Source organism: Mesorhizobium comanense (assembly GCF_005503535.1).
GTDB classification, from domain to species: domain Bacteria; phylum Pseudomonadota; class Alphaproteobacteria; order Rhizobiales; family Rhizobiaceae; genus Mesorhizobium; species Mesorhizobium comanense.
Window position 1 is genome coordinate 167,438 of sequence record NZ_SCNN01000010.1, and the last position, 15,599, is coordinate 183,036.

Genomic DNA, 15,599 nt, shown 5'->3' on the forward strand with positions numbered 1-15,599 from the left:
CCCACGGGAAGCGCGACGCGCTTCTCCCGGGAAACCGATTCCAGCTTTTTCTGGAATTGTGTGCTTTTCGGATGCCTCATCCCGCCAGCGGCAGGCGCAGTTCCGTCAGCAGCCCGCCCTGCGGGTGGTTGGAGAGGCGAATTTCGCCGCCGGCGGCGCGCGCGATGTTGCGGGCGATGGTAAGCCCCAGGCCGAGGCCGCCGGTCTGGCGGTTGCGGGACTGTTCGAGGCGCACGAAAGAGCCGAACACGGCGTCGAGCTGGGCCTGAGGTATGCCGGGGCCTTCGTCGCGGATGGCGAGCGTGATCGTGCCGTCCGACCGATGCAGGCTGAGATGCGCCCTCTTGCCATAGGTGACGGCGTTCTGCACCAGATTGGTGATGCAGCGCTTCAGCGCCACCGGCCGCGCCATGCAGATCAGCCCGCGCGAGCGGGCATCGTCATTGTCGAAGGAGACGGTCTCGTAGCTGTCGGCGATCGATTCGACGAGTGACCAGAAATCGATCCGCTCGGCCTTCTCCTCCGTTACCTCGAACTTGGCGAAGTCGATCACGGAGCTCGCGATGCTTTCTATGTCGGCGAGGTCGTGGGTCAGGGCCTCTCGCGCCGGCGATTTGCGCAGCAGCTCGAGGCGCAGCCGCATCCTGGTCATCGGCGTGCGCAGATCGTGCGCCAGGGCGGCGGCGAGATGCTCTCGATCCTCGACATATTCGCGCAGCCGCGTCTGCATGGAGTTGATCGCCTTGGCGGCGGCGCGCACCTCGCGGCTGCCGCTCTCGGCGATCGGCGGGCTTTTCAGGTCGTTGCCGATCCGGTTGACGGCGGTTTCCATCATCCGGTAGGGCGCCGTCAGGCGGCGCAGCGACCAGATCGACATGATCACCACCAGGCCTGCGATCAGCGAATAGAGGGGGAGGCTGTCGACGCTCAGGATCGGCCCGACCGGCGTGATCGGCTCGGTGAAGTTCAGCCACTGGCCGTCGGCGAAGCGCAGCGACGCCGTCAGCTTGTCGCTCTGGGCGAAATCGGCGGCCAGCACCAGGAGGTCGCGCTCGACCTGGCCGATATCGGGGCCGGACACGGCGCTGGCGTCGTCGGCCTCCCGGGTGGCGGGATCGCGGCGCACGCGTGCGTCGGTGACGCCGAATTTCGACAGCCGGCCGACGAGAATGTCTTCAAGTTCGGCCAGTTCGTCGTCGCCGGCGATCGAGGAAGTGACGGCCGGCGTGTCGGAGACCGTGAGCGCGTAGGTCGAGTTGAACAGGCCGGCCGCGGTCGCCTTGCGCTCCTCGGGCGTGGCGTTGCTCATCAGCTGCACCAACGAGAAAGCGCGGTCGTTGAGGCGATAGAGGTCGACCACGTCATTGGCGGCGGCGCGGTCGCGCGACACGATGTAAAGGGTCGCGACCTGGCTGATCAGCAGCCCTGCAATGACGATCAGCAGCACCCAGACGGGCAGGGTCTGCGGCAGAAAACGTCTCATTCGGAGGTCGTCTCGGGCAGGAACTGGTAGCCGCCGCTTCGCACGGTCAGGATGAGCTTGGGCGTCTTGGGGTCGTCCTCCATCTTGCGCCGCAGCCGGCTGACCAGGATGTCGATGCTGCGGTCGAAGGAATAGTCGCTGTCGCCGCCGGAGAGCTCGATGAGCTGATCGCGGGTCAGGACGCGCTGGGCGCTCTTGACGAAGGTCTGCAGCAGATTGAATTCGGCCATGGTCAGTTCGACCCTGACATCGTCGGGCGCAGTCAGACGGCGCCGCGCGCAGTCCATGGTCCAGCCGGCGAAGCGGTAGATCTGCTTTGATGTGGCGCGTTTGGGCTCGGGGGCGCCGTTGCGCCGCAGCACGGCGCGGATGCGGGCGAGGAGTTCGCGCGGATCGAAGGGTTTGGGCACATAGTCGTCAGCGCCCATTTCCAGGCCGACGACGCGGTCCGTCGTCTCGGTGACGGCGGTCAGCATGATGATTGGCGTCGTATACTGGGCGCGCAGATCGCGGCAAAGTTCCAGCCCGCTCTTGCCGGGCAACATCACGTCGAGGATTATCAGGTCCACCTGCGAGCGGCGCAGGATGGTTTCCATCTCGGTGCCGTCGGCGGCGACCGAAGTGTGCAGGCCCCGCTTCTGGAAGAATTCCTGCAGCAGGTCGCGAATGCCCTTGTCGTCGTCGACGATCAGTATGTGCGCGTCTGATTTCACGGAAGTCCTGTCTCGTTTGTCGGCCAAATCATCCCTGGCCGGGGAGCCACACAGTAGAATTCGGGCCATATGTTGGCCAGTGCCTTGTAATTCAAGGGAGAACCAATTGCGCGTTCTCTCCGTCGAAAACAATGGCCGGCATGGCGCCGTCTGGCCAGACACAATCCAGAAACAAAATTCTACAATCGGGAAAAACTCCTGAAAAGGTCGGGCGGCATAAACAGTGCCGTGGCGGTCAGGTTATCGGCTGCGACGCTAGTCTCCGGGTTTACGGATAAGCCAATGTCAAGATTGTCGATCAGCTTGTTGGGAGCGTTGCTGGGCCTTAGCCTGGTCACCGCAGCTGTCGGGCAATCGGAAGCAAAGGGGCCGCTCACCAGGAGCGAACGGTGCGCCAATCTCAGCCACCAATTTGATGAAGCCCTCGAAACCCATGCCACGGCAACGCAGGTCACCGCGGCAAAGGCACTTCAGAGAAAGGGCAACCGGTACTGCGCTGCCAAGAAACAGGCGCAGGGCATCCGGATGCTCGCCAACGCTCTGAAGCTGCTTGGAGTGACACCGAACGACCCGGTCCAGTGACGCTCAAAACGACCCGCATAAAAAGGAAATGAAGCCATGAAGAAGTCCCTCCTGTCCGCCCTCGGTCTGGCCGTTGCCATGGCCTTCTCGATGCCGGTTCTCGGCAACGCCGCTGCCACCACCACCGCTGCCGCCGCTGCCACGACCACCGCTCCGGCCGCCACTGCCCCGGCAACCGCACCGGCCAAGGCCGCTCCGAAGAAGGTCGCCAAGAAGACCGTCTGCAAGGAAACCAAGAAGCACAAGTGCCCGGTGAAGAAGGCCCCCAAGAAGGCGGCTGCCGCGACGGCCCCGGCTACCACCGCTCCGGCTACTGCCGCTCCGGCCAAGAAGAAGCCCTGATCAACTCTGAAGTCAGTTACCATCAAGGGCCGTTCCAGCCGCAAATCGGCTGGGGCGGCCTTCTGCCAAGGGGCATGATCGAAGCCTGAGCACCGGCGGCTTCCGGACACGCACCTTGATCGGACTTAACCCGTTCGCAACGCCGGTCTTGTAGGACAATCCGCATGAAGAAGCGGCGTTCGTCCATTTTCCGCTCGGTAGCGCTCGGCGGCTTGGTTGCCACCGGCATTGCCAGGGCATTGGTTCTGCTTACAGCCAGCCCCGTGCCGGATCCGGCGAGCGGACGCACCGAACCTTCGGTGTTCGCACCGGTGATTTCCAGCAATTGGGACTACATCACGCCGGCACAGAACTGGCTGCTCATCCTGCTCACCAGCGTGACGCTGATCTGCATCGTGGCATGGCCGATCGCCGCCTGGATGGAGCGCCGGACGGATGCCGATGCCAATCGCCGCGTGCTTGGCCGCCAGGGCCGTTGAACCGCGCCCGGCACGATCCCACATGACATGAACGGCCGGGCCGTCCGTGGACAGCTGCCGGCCAAATGGACGATCGCCGCCGCTCGTGGCAGGATGCCGGGCGCCGCGTGATCGCGAAACCGTTGCCCAAACCGTCGGCTCCCGGACTGTCACCTCACATGCCTGAAATCACCACGAAGCCGCGCACCAAGGTCAAGCCGCAAACCGAGCGGCCGAAGCTCTACAAGGTCATCCTCGTCAATGACGATTTCACGCCGCGCGAATTCGTGGTGACGGTGCTGAAGGGCGAGTTCAAGCTCAGCGAGGACCAGGCGCACCGGATCATGATCACCGCCCACCGGCGCGGTGTCTGTGTGGTCGCGGTTTTCACCAAGGACGTCGCCGAGACCAAGGCGACGCGCGCCACGGATGCCGGCAAGGCCAAGGGCTATCCGCTGCTGTTCACGGTAGAGCCGGAGGAGTGAGGAGTAGGGGTTCTTCCCTTCTCCCCTTGTGGGAGAAGGTGGCCTCGCGAAGCGAGGTCGGATGAGGGGTGTTCCAGGGAACACCGACGCCTCACTCCGCTGGAGCACCCCTCAACCGTCTCGGCGCTGCGCGCCGATCCACCTTCTCCCACAAGGGGAGAAGGAAGAGGCGCCGCTACCGTCCCTCGCGGTACCACATCGAGCCCATCGCCAGGAGCAGCAGGCCGAGACCGAGGAAGCCGCCGAACAGTGGAACCCGCGAGACGGCCTTGAGCACGCTGTCGTCGGTGGTGCGCAGGCCGATCCAGTCGCTGCCGGAAGCGTCGCCGGCCGAGCGCACGGGGACGACGGAAGGCAATGTCACGCTGTCGGGCGCGGTGGGTGACGCAAGCCGGCGCACACTGCCGCCGGTGGCTTCCGCCGGCGCCTTCAGCCGGTCTTCCGTGGAGATGACATCGGCGAATTCCGGCGCGTTGACCGGCCCGACATGGGCGAGCGCGGTGAGATCGCCATTGGCGACCTGGTAGAGGCCGATCTCGCTGGTCTGAACGCTGCCAAGGAAGACGCCGGGCTCGGACTTGTCGAGCTTGACGGTCAAGGTCTTGCCGGACGGGGTGATGATCTGGGCGGGGCCGGGTTCGTCCGCCATCGTCTGGCGGCGGATCTCCAGCACCATGCCGCGTCCCTCCGCGGTCAGCCGCTCTTCCTCGAGTTCGGGCTCCTTCATCAGCCAGTGGGCGATGCGCCTGTAGAGCTGGACGTGAGGGCCACCGCCTTCGAAGCCGCGCGCCCACAGCCAGCCCTGATCGGAGAGCAGCATGCCGACGCGGCCTTCGCCCTTGCGGTCAAGCAGCAGCAGGGGCCTGTTGTCGGCACCCTTCATCACCACTTCGCCCTGCGGATTCTGCACGCCGATAGTGCGGAACCAGCGGCTCCAGTGCGGCGGCTCGTTGGCGGAACCGTCGAGACCGCGCGTCACGGGGTGACGCTGGCCGAGATCGGTCAAGCGCGGATAGAAGGCCTTTTCGACCACCTCCCCGGTTGGCATCGCCGGCAAGGCCGACATCAGCGGGGTGCGCGCGATCGAGGCGTCGCCGGCATATTCCGGGCCGGCGGCGATCAGCAGCGCGCCGCCTTTTTCGACATATTCGGAGATGTAGTCGTAATAGAGGATCGGCAGCACGTCGCGGTGCTGGTAGCGGTCGAAGATGATGAGATCGAAGTCCTTGATCTTCTCGACGAACAGTTCGCGGGTCGGGAAGGCGATCAGCGACAGTTCGTTGATCGGCGTGCCGTCCTGCTTTTCCGGCGGCCGCAGGATGGTGAAATGGACGAGATCGACCGAGGCGTCGGATTTCAACAGATTGCGCCAGGTCCGCTCGCCGGCATGCGGCTCGCCAGAAACCAGGAGCACGCGAAGGTTCTCGCGGATGCCGTCGACCAGCGCGATCGCCCTGTTGTTGGCGTCGGTCAACTCGCCCGGCTCGCGGTCGATGGCGAGTTCGATGATGTTGCGGCCGGCGCCCGGAATGGTCACCTGCAGTGGCATGGCCTGGCCGACGATCGCATGCTCCACCGCGACCTGCTCGCCATTGACCGAAACCCGAACATCCACCGGAGCGGTCTCGTTTTCGGTGGAGATGACACGGTAGGTCATGTCGAGCGGCTTGCCGACGAGGCCGAAGCGCGGCGCGTTCTCGAAGCGGATGCGGCGGTCTTTCTCATGCTCGTTGCCGGTGATGAGCGCGTGCAGCGGAGCATTGAAGTCGGGCGCGCCGGCAGGGGCGTCATGCACCTCGCCATCCGTGATCATGACGGCGCCGCCGATACGCGAGGGCGGCACATCGCGGAAGGCGCCTTCCAGCGCACTGAACAGCCGCGTTTCCGTGCGCTCCTCGGCGGCGTCGGACTTGCCGGCCTCGACGACGCGGACGTCGAACTGCTTGAAGCGGCCAAGGCGCTGCTGCAGCCCGGCCAGAGCCTCATCTGTCTGTTTGGTGCGCTCGCCGATATCCTGGCTTTGGCTGCGGTCGACGATCAGCGCCACAACGCTTTTCAGCGGCTCGCGCTCCTCGTCGAGGAAGACCGGGTTGAACAAGGCGGCGGCAAGCGCGAGCAGGGCAACGAAGCGTAGCACCGCGCCTCGCTGGCGCAGCCACAGGCCGACCGCCGCCAGCAATGCCAGCGGCACCAGGACCAGGGCCAGCTGCGGCCAGGAGATCAGCGGTTCGAAGGAAATGGACCAGTTCATGCCTTACCCTCCCTTCCATGGAGAGGGTCGATCCGCGGAGCTGCAGTAAAGGACGCCATCCTACTGCCCCAACCGCTCGAGCAGGATCGGCACATGCACCTGGTCGGATTTGTAGTTGCCGGTCAGCATGTACATCATGATGTTGACGCCGGCGCGCAGCGCATAGACGCGCTGCATCGGATCGTTCGGCACGGTCGGCAGCAACGGATCGCCATTCTCGTCGACGGCCCAGGCGCCGGCGAAGTCATTGGCGGTGATCATGATCGGCGAAACGCCGTCGCCGGTGCGTACCGGACGGTTGTCGGCATTGCTGGCATCGAGCGATGCCTCGACCCAGAGCGGACTGCCGCTGAAGCGGCCGGGAAATTCGGGCAGGATGAAGAACGACTTGGTCAGCACATGGTCCGCCGGCACCGGCTCCAGGGGTGGCACGTTGAGGTTGCCCAGTATGTCGCGCAGCCGCTCGGTCGCCGGGCTGGTCGAATCGGCGCCGATGCCGTTGGCGAACTGGTCGCGCGTGTCGAACAGCACCGTGCCGCCCTGCTGCATATAGGCGTCGATGCGGGCGATCGCGGCCTGGCTCGGCATGGGGGCCGCGGGGTCGATCGGCCAGTAGATCAGCGGGTAGAACGACAGTTCGTCCTTCGAGATGTCGACGCCGGCAGGCGCACCCGGTTCGAGCGCCGTCTTCTCGATGAGGAAACGCGTCAGGCCTTCGAGCCCGGCGCGGCTGATCGAATCATCGCCCGGCACACCGGTCAGCACATAGGCGATGCGGGTCTTCGAAATCGCCGCGATGGCCACGTCATCGCCGGGCTTGGCATCATCGGCGCGGGCGAGGTCGGCATGGCCGAACAAGGCTCCCATCGCGATCAGGATCGCAGCAGTGGTGGCGGCCGCGCCCGCGCGGCGCGGCCGGCGCGAAAACAGCCCGCCCATCCAAAGCACCGCCAGCGTGTCGAGCAGCATCAGCACCAGGGCGGCTGCGACCAGCGCGCCCTTGAGGTTGCGCGACTCATCGAACGCATACTGGATCGAGGTGACCGGAACGTTGACCTGCGGGCGGGCCAGCGGCGTCAGCGTACTTGCTGCATCGAGCAGATTATGGGCGAAAACGCCGCTTTCCGAGCCGTAGAGGCCGGGCGGGTTGTCGAATGTCACCGGCAGCGCGCCGGCGCCGGGCACCAGCGGTCGCGCATCCGGCGTTGGCTGCACAAGCGACCCGTCGGCTGCGATCATGCGATAGGGTGCCAGCGAAGTGGCGGCGGCCTCGGCCCCGGCGATCGCCGCTCCCTGGTTGCGCGACAGCTGCACGATGCGGCGCAGCATCTCCACGAAACTGCCCGAGATCGGCAGGTTGGACCAGGTCGCCTCGGGCGTGACGTGGAACAGCACCAGTGTGCCTTTGCCTTTCTTCAGCCCGGTGACCAGCGGCGTGCCGTCGGCAAGCGCGGCCCAGGTACGCTCGACGATGTCGGGGGTCGGTTCGGCCAGCACCTGCCGGCTCACCGTCACCTCGGTTGGCGGCGCAAGATCGGCGAAGGGGCCGGCCTTGGGAAATTCGGTGACCGGCTGCGGCGAGGTCCAGGACAGCGCGCCGCCGAGCGAGCGTTCGCCGGTGCGCAGGCGCACCGGCAGCAAGTCGTCGTCATTGCCGGCGGCGGCCAGCCGCGAGCCGGCGAAGCGCACCAGCGTGCCGCCATTGTCGACCCAGTCGACCAGCCTTTGCCGCACTTGCGCGGGAATGGTGCCGATGTCGGCCATGATGATCATCGCCGGCTTCTGGTCGAGGATCTGCGGGATGGCGTCGGCGAGATCGGCGCTGGAGGGTTCGACCAGATCGGCGAAGGGCTGCAGGGCGCGCCTGATATAGTAGAGCGGCGACAGAAGCGGCTGCGCCTGGTCGGCCTCGGCCTGCGACAACAGCCCGACGCGGCGCCTCTTGGAGCTTTCGTCGAGCACGCGCACCGCGCCCGCCTGGCGCTCGCCGTCGAGCGCGATCGAGGCGAAATCGTTGCGCAGTTCGAACGGCACCGTCATCGTGCCCGTGGCGGTGGCCTCGCCCGGCGCGAAGGTCAGCGTCGCATCGGCGATGCGGCGGCCCTTGTCGTCGAAGGCTCCGGCGGTGACCTGCGCGGGAGCGGGATCTCCCGGCGCGCGGATCGCGGTCAGCGCGAAGCCGTCGACCTGGTTGTCGGCGCCGGTCAGTCCGGTCAGCGCAAGCCGGTCGGCGTTCGCCCAGATGACGCGGGCGGCATTTTTCGACAAGAGCGTGTTGAAGGCGGCTTCGTCGCCCTTTGCCGCAAGCCCGTCGGCGAGCACGGCGACGCTGGCGCCGGGCAGAGCTTCCAGCGCGCCGGCAACGCGCGCATAGACGGCGGGCCGGTCGGTGGGGATCGGCCGCGGCTTGGCGGCGCGCAGCCGGTCGAGCGCGGCGGCGGCGTCGAAGGGGCCGATCTCCGCATTGGCCTTTTCGGCGGTGAAGGCGATGATTACAGGCAGGCCGTTAGAGCCCGCGTCGTGGATCAGCCGCTCAGCGGTGGCGACGCGCTTGTTCCAGTCGGCGGCGCTAGCCCAGTCATTGTCGATGACCAGCGCGAGCGCGGCACCCTCGGCCGGAAGTTTTTCGCGCGGGTTGAAGACCGGTTCGGCAAGCGCCGCGACGACGAGCGCCGCCATCAGCAGCCTGAGCAGCGTCAGCCACCATGGGCTCTGCTGCGGAGTCTCCTCGCGCTTCAGAACGCGCGCCAGAATCTTCAGCGGCGGAAAGATTTCGCTCTGCGGCTTGGGCGGAGTCAACCTCAGCAGCCACCAGATCACCGGCAGCGCCAGCAGGCCCCACAGCACCATGGGGGCGCCGAAGGAGAGCGGCAGCCAACTCATGCGACCGCCGCCTTTCCGGCACGACCGCCAGCGGTCGGCCTGGGCTGATCGCCAGTTGCGATCATGCCGGCGGACGGGCCATCGGCGGTCATCGCCATGTGCAGGCGCACCAGCGCCTCGGAAGCCAGCCGGTCTGTGTGATTGACGGTAAAGCTCCAGCCGAGCCGCTTGCACCAGCCGGCCAATTCCGCGCGGCGGGCGGTGTAGAGAAGACGGTACTCATCGCCCAGCATCTCGGCACGGCCGGCGGTCAGCTTGTCACCCGTCTCGGGGTCGGTGAACTCGGTGCGGCCGGCATAGGGGAAGGTTTCCTCGGCAGGGTCGGCGACCTCGATCAGATGGGCGCGTACGCCGTGGCGGGCAAGCACGTCGAGCCAGGCCATGGTGTCCTCGACCGGGTCGAGGAAATCGCTGACGATGACGATGTCGCAGAAGCGCCGGATGCCGGACAGGTCGGGCTTTGCCGGCAGGTCGCCGGCGTGCATGAGCTGGGCGGCGATGCGCTCGGCGCCGTTGCGGGCGGTGAATGGATCGGTCAGGCCGGGCCAGGCAATGCGCTCGCCGCTGCGCGACAAAAGTTCGGCCATGGCGAGTGCCAGAACCAGCGCGCGCGACTGCTTGGAAACGCTGGCGCCCGTCGACTTGTAGAGCATGGACGGCGATGGGTCGGCCCACAGCCACACCGTGTGGGCGGCCTCCCATTCGCGGTCACGGACATAGGTGTGGTCGTCGCGGGCAGACCGGCGCCAGTCGATGCGCGAGGAATCGCCTTCGACATAGGGGCGGAACTGCCAGAAATTCTCGCCGATGCCGCGCTTGCGGCGGCCGTGCCAGCCGGCGATCACGGTGTTGACGATGCGGCGCGCCTCGACCAGCAGGTCCGGCACAAGCGACGCCCGCAACCGGCCACGGGCGAGCGCGTCGCGCGTCGCTGCCGGAGCCTGGACCTCGCCGATGCGCGCCATCAAATCCCTTTCACAAGCTTCGCCACGACATCGCGCACGCTGGTGCCCTCGGCGCGGGCCGCGAAAGTCAGCGCCATGCGGTGCTGGAGCACCGGCTCGGCCAGTGCGCGGACGTCGTCGACCGACGGCGCCAGCCGTCCGTCATAAAGCGCGCGGGCGCGCGTGCACAGCATAAGCGCCTGGCTGGCACGTGGGCCGGGCCCCCAGGCGACGTGCTTGTCGGTCTCGGCATTGCCCTGGCCGGGCCGGGCCGAGCGCACCAGCGTCAGGATCGCCTCGACCACGCTTTCGGGCACCGGCATGCGGCGGATCAGCGTCTGGATCTCCTTCAGTCGTGCGGCCTGCAAGACGTTGGTTGCCCTGGCGTCCTCGACGCCGGTGGTCTCCAGCAGGATACGGCGTTCGGCCTCGATTTCGGGATAGAGAATGTCGACCTGCATCAGGAAGCGGTCGAGCTGGGCCTCGGGCAAGGGATAGGTGCCTTCCTGCTCCAGCGGATTCTGCGTTGCCAGCACATGGAAGGGAGCCGGCAGGTCATGGCGGACACCGGCAATGGTGACATGGTATTCCTGCATGGCCTGCAGCAGCGCCGACTGGGTGCGCGGCGAGGCGCGGTTGATCTCGTCGGCCATCAGCAGCTGGGCGAAGATCGGCCCGGAGATGAAGCGGAAGGAGCGCTTGCCGGCCTCGTCCTGTTCCATGACCTCGGAACCGAGAATGTCCGACGGCATCAGGTCGGGCGTGAACTGGACGCGGCGCGAATCAAGGCCGAGCACGACGCCCAGCGTCTCGACCAGCTTGGTCTTGGCCAGGCCCGGCACACCGACGAGCAGCGCATGGCCGCCGGCCAGCAGCGCCACCAGAGTGCGCTCGACCACATTCTCCTGGCCGAAGATGACCCGGCCAACCCCCTCGCGAATCCTGGAAATGTCGGCCAGTGCCTTCTCGGCCTCGGCGACCATGTCCTTTTCGCTGATCGGGCTTTCCTTGACCATCACGCTCATGCAGCTCGATCCCTTTTTGACTGGAGATACCTATGGTTGGAAATACGGCGACACCATAGCATAAGTTGCCGCGATTCGGCCTCGCACAGAGCCTATGGTCGAACTTAAATCACAGACTTAGGCTGACAAGCGGAACAACAGTGACTATTTCGTGACGATGACGGAACACTTTGAACATCGCCAACAAAGCCTTACGCAGGCGACCGAGGCACGCGGCCTCGAGGCGCTGATCTCGCGCGCGGCGCGTGCCGGCAAGGGCGCCGCGCCGGTCGAGCGCTGGAATCCCGACTTTTGCGGCGATCTCGACATGGAGATCAAGGCGGACGGCACCTGGTTCTACCTGGGAACGCCGATCGGCCGCATGCCGCTGGTGCAGCTTTTCTCGTCCGTGCTGCGCAAGGATGCGGACGGCAGGACCTATCTGGTGACGCCGGTGGAAAAGGTCGGCATACGGGTCGCCGATGCGCCGTTCATCGCCGTCGAGATGGACGTTTCGGGCCGTGGCGAGGAGCAGGTCATCACCTTCCGGACCAATGTCGGCGACGTGGTGGAGGCCGGGCCGGAGCGGCCCCTGCGCTTCGTCGACGAGGACGAGACGGGAGGCCTGAAGCCCTATCTCCTGGTGCGCGGCCGGCTGGAGGCACTGGTGGCGCGGCCCGTCATGTACGAACTGGTCGGACATGGCGAGGAAATCGAGATTAACGGCAAGACCATGTTTGCCGTACGCTCGAACGGCGCGGTGTTCGCCATCATGCCGGCGGACCAGCTGGAACGGCTCAGCGCATGATGGACAGAATGTCGCCGGCGCCGTTCTCATCGGCGGATTTTCGTGCGCGCTTCGCCGCGCAGCCGCGGGCGCATGCCGGTGACGACTATGGCGACCACCGGTTCAATCCGGGCCACCCGCGCCTCAACCAGGGCAAAGCGTTGCGTAATGCGGCGGTGCTGATCCCGGTGGTCGATCATGATGGCGAGGCGACGGTTCTGTTGACCAAGCGGGCCGAGAAACTGCGCAGCCATTCCGGGCAGGTGGCTTTTCCCGGCGGCACCATCGATCCGGCCGACGCCGGCCCCGAGGCCGCCGCCCTGCGGGAGACCTTCGAGGAGATCGGGCTTGGCGCCGACCGCATCGAGGTCATCGGCCGCATGCCCGACTACGTTGCCGGCAGCGGCTACCGCATCGCGCCCGTGCTGGGCATAGTGCGGCCACCTTTCAATCTCATCCTGAACGCCGATGAGGTCGACGCCGCCTTCGAAGTGCCGCTGCACTTCCTGATGGATCCCGGCAACCACAAACGCGACAGCCGCATGTGGAACGATCTCGAATGGTTCTTCTACGACATGCCTTATGGCGACCGGCGCATCTGGGGCGTCACCGCCGGCATCATCCGTACGCTTTATGAAAGGCTTTATGCTTGAGTGTTTCGATCGCGGGCAGCGCCGAGTGGCTGGAAGACAGGCATCTGCAGCGTTTGCTTGCCGTACTCACACAGGGCGGCGAGGAGGCGCGCATCGCCGGCGGTGCGGTGCGCAACACGCTGATGGGGCAGCCGGTCGCCGACATCGACATCGCCACATCCTGCCTGCCTGAAGAGACCATCCGCCGCGCCGAGGCGGAAGGCTTCAAGGCGGTGCCGACCGGCATCGAGCACGGTACCATCACGGTGGTCGCCGGCGGAAAGCCCTATGAAATCACGACTTTGCGCGCCGATGTCGAGACAGACGGGCGGCGCGCCAAAGTGTCGTTCGGGCGCGACTGGAAGGCGGACGCCGAGCGGCGCGATTTCACCATCAACGCACTCTACGCCGAGGCCGACGGCACGGTGGTCGACCTTGTCGGCGGCATCGCCGACATCGAGGCGCGGCGCCTGCGTTTCATCGGCGACCCCGAAGCCCGCATCCGCGAGGATTATCTGCGTATCCTGCGCTTTTTCCGCTTCTTTGCCTGGTATGGCGAAGGGCGGCCGGACGCCGAAGGGGTGAAGGCCTGCGCCCGGCTGAAGGATGGACTGGCGCAGCTTTCGGCCGAACGCATATGGTCGGAACTGAAAAAGCTGCTTTCGGCGCCCGACCCGTCGCGGGCGCTGCTTTGGATGCGGCAGGCTGGCGTCCTGACCGCCGCGCTGCCCGAAAGCGAGAAATGGGGCATCGACGCGATCCATGGGCTGGCCAAGGCCGAGAAGGATCTGGGCTGGGCGCCGGATCCGCTGCTGCGGCTGGAGGCGATCGTGCCGCCGGATGCCGCGCGCATGAAGCCGCTCGCCGAGCGGCTGCGGCTTTCGACCGGCGAGGCGGAGCGGTTGCGTCACTGGGCGCTGGCCGCGGCCGTCGCGCCGAGGACGACCGAAGGCGAACTGGCAAAGAGGCTCTATCGAGGCGACCCGCAAGGGTTCGTCGACCGCTTGCGATTGTCGCTCGCGGGCGCGCGGGTGCGCGCTGTCGAGGACAATGAGGCCCTGCTGGAGGCAGGCGGCTTCTCACGCCTGCTTGGCTTCGCGCTGAAATGGGAAAAACCGGTGTTTCCGCTGAAAGGCGCCGATCTCACGGCGCTTGGCGCAAAGCCGGGCCCCAAGCTCGGCGAAATTCTCAAGAACCTCGAAGCGGAATGGGTCGAGGCGGGCTTTGCGCCCGATCGCGGCACGCTGCTCGACCGCGCCGCGCAAGCCCTGAACGCCGGGTAGGATTTCCCACCCGACTGCTGGTTCTTCCAATCAGGCGGCGTCACGGACCTTCTGGATCCGTGACCGGATCGCTTCGATCATCGTTTCGCGGATGATGGTTTCGCCATGCGTCTCGCGCATGTGCTCTACGGCGCGCCGCATCACTTCGGCTTCCTCGTCGGCACGGGTGTGCCATTCGCAGCCGGGTACGAGCGACCCGCAGTGAAATTCCTTCATCGGATTTCTCCTCTTCCTCCGTGGAGCCTGCCGGGGCTCCGCCACTTTTCTTGGCGCATGGTCCGGCGCCGCGCGCAATTCGGCCCATGAGCGGGGCAAAGACCATAACACATGAGGGGCGCTCTGGTTGCATCAAAGCATCGTGCGCCCCCGGCATGCTCAGAGGTCAGGGCCAGCGCACCTCCGGCGGCAGGCTGGACAGGATGGAGGCGACATTGCCGCCGGTCTTCAGGCCGAAGATGGTGCCGCGGTCATGCAACAGATTGAATTCGACGTAGCGGCCGCGGCGGATAAGCTGCTCGTCGCGGTCGCCATCGGTCCAGTTGCCGTTGAAATTGGCCCGCACGAGGTGGCCGTAGACGACCAGGAAGGAGCGCCCGACATCCTGGACGAAGTTGAAGTCGGCGTTCCAGCCGCCCTTGTCCTCGCCCGAATGCAGCCAGTCGAAGAAGATGCCGCCGATGCCGCGCGGCTCGTTGCGGTGCGGCAGGTAGAAGTACTCGTCGCACCAGGCCTTGAATTTCGGATAATCGGCGACGTCGGCGTTTTTCTCGCAGGCGAACTGCATGGCGCGGTGGAAGGCCACGGTATCGGGATCGTCCTGGGTGCGGCGGCGGTCGAGCACCGGCGTCAGGTCGGCGCCGCCGCCGAACCAGTGGCGGGAGGTGACGACCAGGCGCGTGTTCATGTGCACGGCCGGCACGTTGGGGTTCCAGGGATGGGCAATCAGCGAAATGCCGGAGGCCCAGAAGCGGGGATCTTCCTCGGCGCCCGGCATCTGCTTCCTGAATTCGGGCGAAAACTCGCCATAGACGGTAGAGGTGTGGACGCCGACCTTCTCGAAGACGCGGCCATGCATCATCGACATCGTGCCGCCGCCACCCTTGCCCTGGTCGCGTTCCCAGGGGGTCTTTTCGAAGCGGCCAGGCGACCATGAGGCAAGCGGCCCTTGCAGGTCCTGCTCAATCTGTTCGAAGGCGCCGCAGATGCGTTCGCGCAACGCCTCGAACCACAGGCGGGCCTTCATTTTCTTCTCTTCGATATCGGCGGGCAGGCCAGCGGGTATTTCGGGTCGTTCCAAGTGCCGTCTCCGGTTGTCGGGCGAGTCGGATCCGGCCCCCCGGACAAAATGACTCGTCTTTTGCCGGCGCGATCCCTAATCTCTTGGAGGGAAGGGTCAAGTCACTTTGGTTTTGCGCATGATCCCATTCTGGACATCGATGCCGATTCCGGGTCATGCGCAAGGGGCTAAGGAGTTGTTTGGTGCGCACCCCGGCGAGACCGCCGCTGGATGGCCTGAAGAAGAGGCTCGACCAAAGCCGGGCCGAACGCGAGCGCATGCCGCGTGACGGCTTTTTGCGCGAAACCTTCGTTCTGCCGCGCTCCGACGCCCGCCTCAAGGCCAAGGAGTGGTTCGAGCGCTTCCCCAAACAGGCCTACTGGACCGAGATCGAGAGCTGGTTCGAACGCCCGGGCGACCTGATCGAGTTTACCATCAGGCGGCTGCCGGCGGCCGATTAGGATTCCCTCTCCCCG

Annotated in this window: 16 protein-coding genes; 8 read left to right on the plus strand and 8 right to left on the minus strand. The window is 66.0% G+C overall.

Annotated features, from left to right (window positions below; genetic code table 11):
* Window positions 1-76: 76 nt before the first annotated feature.
* Together FFS37_RS18645 and FFS37_RS18650 are read right to left on the minus strand one after the other, a co-directional pair.
* Window positions 77-1,483 carry an ATP-binding protein gene (locus FFS37_RS18645; protein WP_137932424.1) on the minus strand — a complete coding sequence of 469 codons (1,407 nt, stop codon included), beginning with the start codon at window positions 1,481-1,483 and terminating at the stop codon, window positions 77-79.
* Window positions 1,480-2,196, minus strand: a complete 717-nt coding sequence (locus FFS37_RS18650) for a response regulator (protein WP_137932425.1) — start codon at window positions 2,194-2,196, stop codon at window positions 1,480-1,482. Before FFS37_RS18650 ends, FFS37_RS18645 begins: the two co-directional genes overlap by 4 nt.
* 282 nt (window positions 2,197-2,478) lie before the next feature.
* On the opposite strand from FFS37_RS18650, the gene FFS37_RS18655 reads away from it, so the two are divergent.
* From FFS37_RS18655 to clpS, 4 genes are all read left to right on the plus strand, one after another.
* On the plus strand, window positions 2,479-2,778 hold the full coding sequence (locus FFS37_RS18655) for a hypothetical protein (RefSeq protein WP_171026329.1): 300 nt from the start codon (window positions 2,479-2,481) through the stop codon (window positions 2,776-2,778).
* Between the two features lie 36 nt (window positions 2,779-2,814).
* On the plus strand, window positions 2,815-3,120 hold the full coding sequence (locus FFS37_RS18660) for a hypothetical protein (protein WP_137932427.1): 306 nt from the start codon (window positions 2,815-2,817) through the stop codon (window positions 3,118-3,120).
* A gap of 164 nt (window positions 3,121-3,284) precedes the next feature.
* Window positions 3,285-3,599 (plus strand): hypothetical protein, encoded by a 315-nt coding sequence (locus tag FFS37_RS18665; RefSeq protein WP_137932428.1) that lies wholly within the window; start codon window positions 3,285-3,287, stop codon window positions 3,597-3,599.
* Window positions 3,600-3,757: 158 nt separating this feature from the next.
* Window positions 3,758-4,063 carry an ATP-dependent Clp protease adapter ClpS gene (clpS, locus tag FFS37_RS18670; protein ID WP_137932429.1) on the plus strand — a complete coding sequence of 102 codons (306 nt, stop codon included), beginning with the start codon at window positions 3,758-3,760 and terminating at the stop codon, window positions 4,061-4,063.
* 175 nt (window positions 4,064-4,238) lie between these two features.
* Here the strand turns inward: clpS and FFS37_RS18675 are convergent, their stop codons facing one another.
* From FFS37_RS18675 to FFS37_RS18690, 4 genes are read right to left on the minus strand one after another with little or no spacing between them, the layout of a single operon-like run.
* A complete protein-coding gene (locus tag FFS37_RS18675) occupies window positions 4,239-6,314 on the minus strand; it encodes a hypothetical protein (protein ID WP_137932430.1) in 2,076 nt (691 codons plus the stop codon).
* A 60-nt stretch (window positions 6,315-6,374) separates the two neighbouring features.
* Window positions 6,375-9,197 carry a DUF4159 domain-containing protein gene (locus tag FFS37_RS18680; protein WP_137932431.1) on the minus strand — a complete coding sequence of 941 codons (2,823 nt, stop codon included), beginning with the start codon at window positions 9,195-9,197 and terminating at the stop codon, window positions 6,375-6,377.
* Window positions 9,194-10,162, minus strand: a complete 969-nt coding sequence (locus FFS37_RS18685) for a DUF58 domain-containing protein (RefSeq protein WP_137932432.1) — start codon at window positions 10,160-10,162, stop codon at window positions 9,194-9,196. The genes FFS37_RS18680 and FFS37_RS18685 overlap by 4 nt, the downstream gene beginning before the upstream one ends.
* Window positions 10,162-11,166, minus strand: a complete 1,005-nt coding sequence (locus FFS37_RS18690; protein ID WP_137932433.1) for an AAA family ATPase — start codon at window positions 11,164-11,166, stop codon at window positions 10,162-10,164. The genes FFS37_RS18685 and FFS37_RS18690 overlap by 1 nt, the downstream gene beginning before the upstream one ends.
* A gap of 157 nt (window positions 11,167-11,323) precedes the next feature.
* Here FFS37_RS18690 and FFS37_RS18695 point away from each other — a divergent pair, with 157 nt between their 5' ends.
* From FFS37_RS18695 to FFS37_RS18705, 3 genes are read left to right on the plus strand one after another with little or no spacing between them, the layout of a single operon-like run.
* Window positions 11,324-11,953: a DUF1285 domain-containing protein gene (locus FFS37_RS18695; RefSeq protein WP_137932434.1), complete on the plus strand. Its 630-nt coding sequence runs from the start codon at window positions 11,324-11,326 to the stop codon at window positions 11,951-11,953.
* Entirely contained in the window at window positions 11,953-12,585 is a 633-nt protein-coding gene (locus FFS37_RS18700; RefSeq protein WP_137932511.1) for a CoA pyrophosphatase, read from the plus strand. The genes FFS37_RS18695 and FFS37_RS18700 overlap by 1 nt, the downstream gene beginning before the upstream one ends.
* Window positions 12,582-13,847 carry a CCA tRNA nucleotidyltransferase gene (locus FFS37_RS18705; RefSeq protein ID WP_137932435.1) on the plus strand — a complete coding sequence of 422 codons (1,266 nt, stop codon included), beginning with the start codon at window positions 12,582-12,584 and terminating at the stop codon, window positions 13,845-13,847. The genes FFS37_RS18700 and FFS37_RS18705 overlap by 4 nt, the downstream gene beginning before the upstream one ends.
* A 30-nt stretch (window positions 13,848-13,877) precedes the next feature.
* Here the strand turns inward: FFS37_RS18705 and FFS37_RS18710 are convergent, their stop codons facing one another.
* Window positions 13,878-14,063, minus strand: coding sequence for a DUF1059 domain-containing protein (locus tag FFS37_RS18710; protein WP_137932436.1), 186 nt, complete (start codon window positions 14,061-14,063; stop codon window positions 13,878-13,880).
* A gap of 166 nt (window positions 14,064-14,229) precedes the next feature.
* Complete coding sequence (gene hemF, locus FFS37_RS18715; protein WP_137932437.1) at window positions 14,230-15,144, minus strand: oxygen-dependent coproporphyrinogen oxidase; 915 nt, start codon at window positions 15,142-15,144, stop codon at window positions 14,230-14,232.
* Between the two features lie 182 nt (window positions 15,145-15,326).
* Here hemF and FFS37_RS18720 point away from each other — a divergent pair, with 182 nt between their 5' ends.
* Window positions 15,327-15,584: a hypothetical protein gene (locus FFS37_RS18720; RefSeq protein WP_013893458.1), complete on the plus strand. Its 258-nt coding sequence runs from the start codon at window positions 15,327-15,329 to the stop codon at window positions 15,582-15,584.
* Window positions 15,585-15,599: the final 15 nt, after the last annotated feature.

Coding starts and splice junctions, on each gene's coding strand:
- FFS37_RS18645 (WP_137932424.1), bottom strand. CDS start 1,483: ATGAGACGTTTTCTGCCGCAGACCCTGCCCGTCTGGGTGCTGCTGATC.
- FFS37_RS18655 (WP_171026329.1), top strand. CDS start 2,479: ATGTCAAGATTGTCGATCAGCTTGTTGGGAGCGTTGCTGGGCCTTAGC.
- FFS37_RS18660 (WP_137932427.1), top strand. CDS start 2,815: ATGAAGAAGTCCCTCCTGTCCGCCCTCGGTCTGGCCGTTGCCATGGCC.
- FFS37_RS18665 (WP_137932428.1), top strand. CDS start 3,285: ATGAAGAAGCGGCGTTCGTCCATTTTCCGCTCGGTAGCGCTCGGCGGC.
- clpS (WP_137932429.1), top strand. CDS start 3,758: ATGCCTGAAATCACCACGAAGCCGCGCACCAAGGTCAAGCCGCAAACC.
- FFS37_RS18675 (WP_137932430.1), bottom strand. CDS start 6,314: ATGAACTGGTCCATTTCCTTCGAACCGCTGATCTCCTGGCCGCAGCTG.
- FFS37_RS18680 (WP_137932431.1), bottom strand. CDS start 9,197: ATGAGTTGGCTGCCGCTCTCCTTCGGCGCCCCCATGGTGCTGTGGGGC.
- FFS37_RS18685 (WP_137932432.1), bottom strand. CDS start 10,162: ATGGCGCGCATCGGCGAGGTCCAGGCTCCGGCAGCGACGCGCGACGCG.
- FFS37_RS18690 (WP_137932433.1), bottom strand. CDS start 11,166: ATGAGCGTGATGGTCAAGGAAAGCCCGATCAGCGAAAAGGACATGGTC.
- FFS37_RS18695 (WP_137932434.1), top strand. CDS start 11,324: ATGACGGAACACTTTGAACATCGCCAACAAAGCCTTACGCAGGCGACC.
- FFS37_RS18700 (WP_137932511.1), top strand. CDS start 11,953: ATGGACAGAATGTCGCCGGCGCCGTTCTCATCGGCGGATTTTCGTGCG.
- FFS37_RS18710 (WP_137932436.1), bottom strand. CDS start 14,063: ATGAAGGAATTTCACTGCGGGTCGCTCGTACCCGGCTGCGAATGGCAC.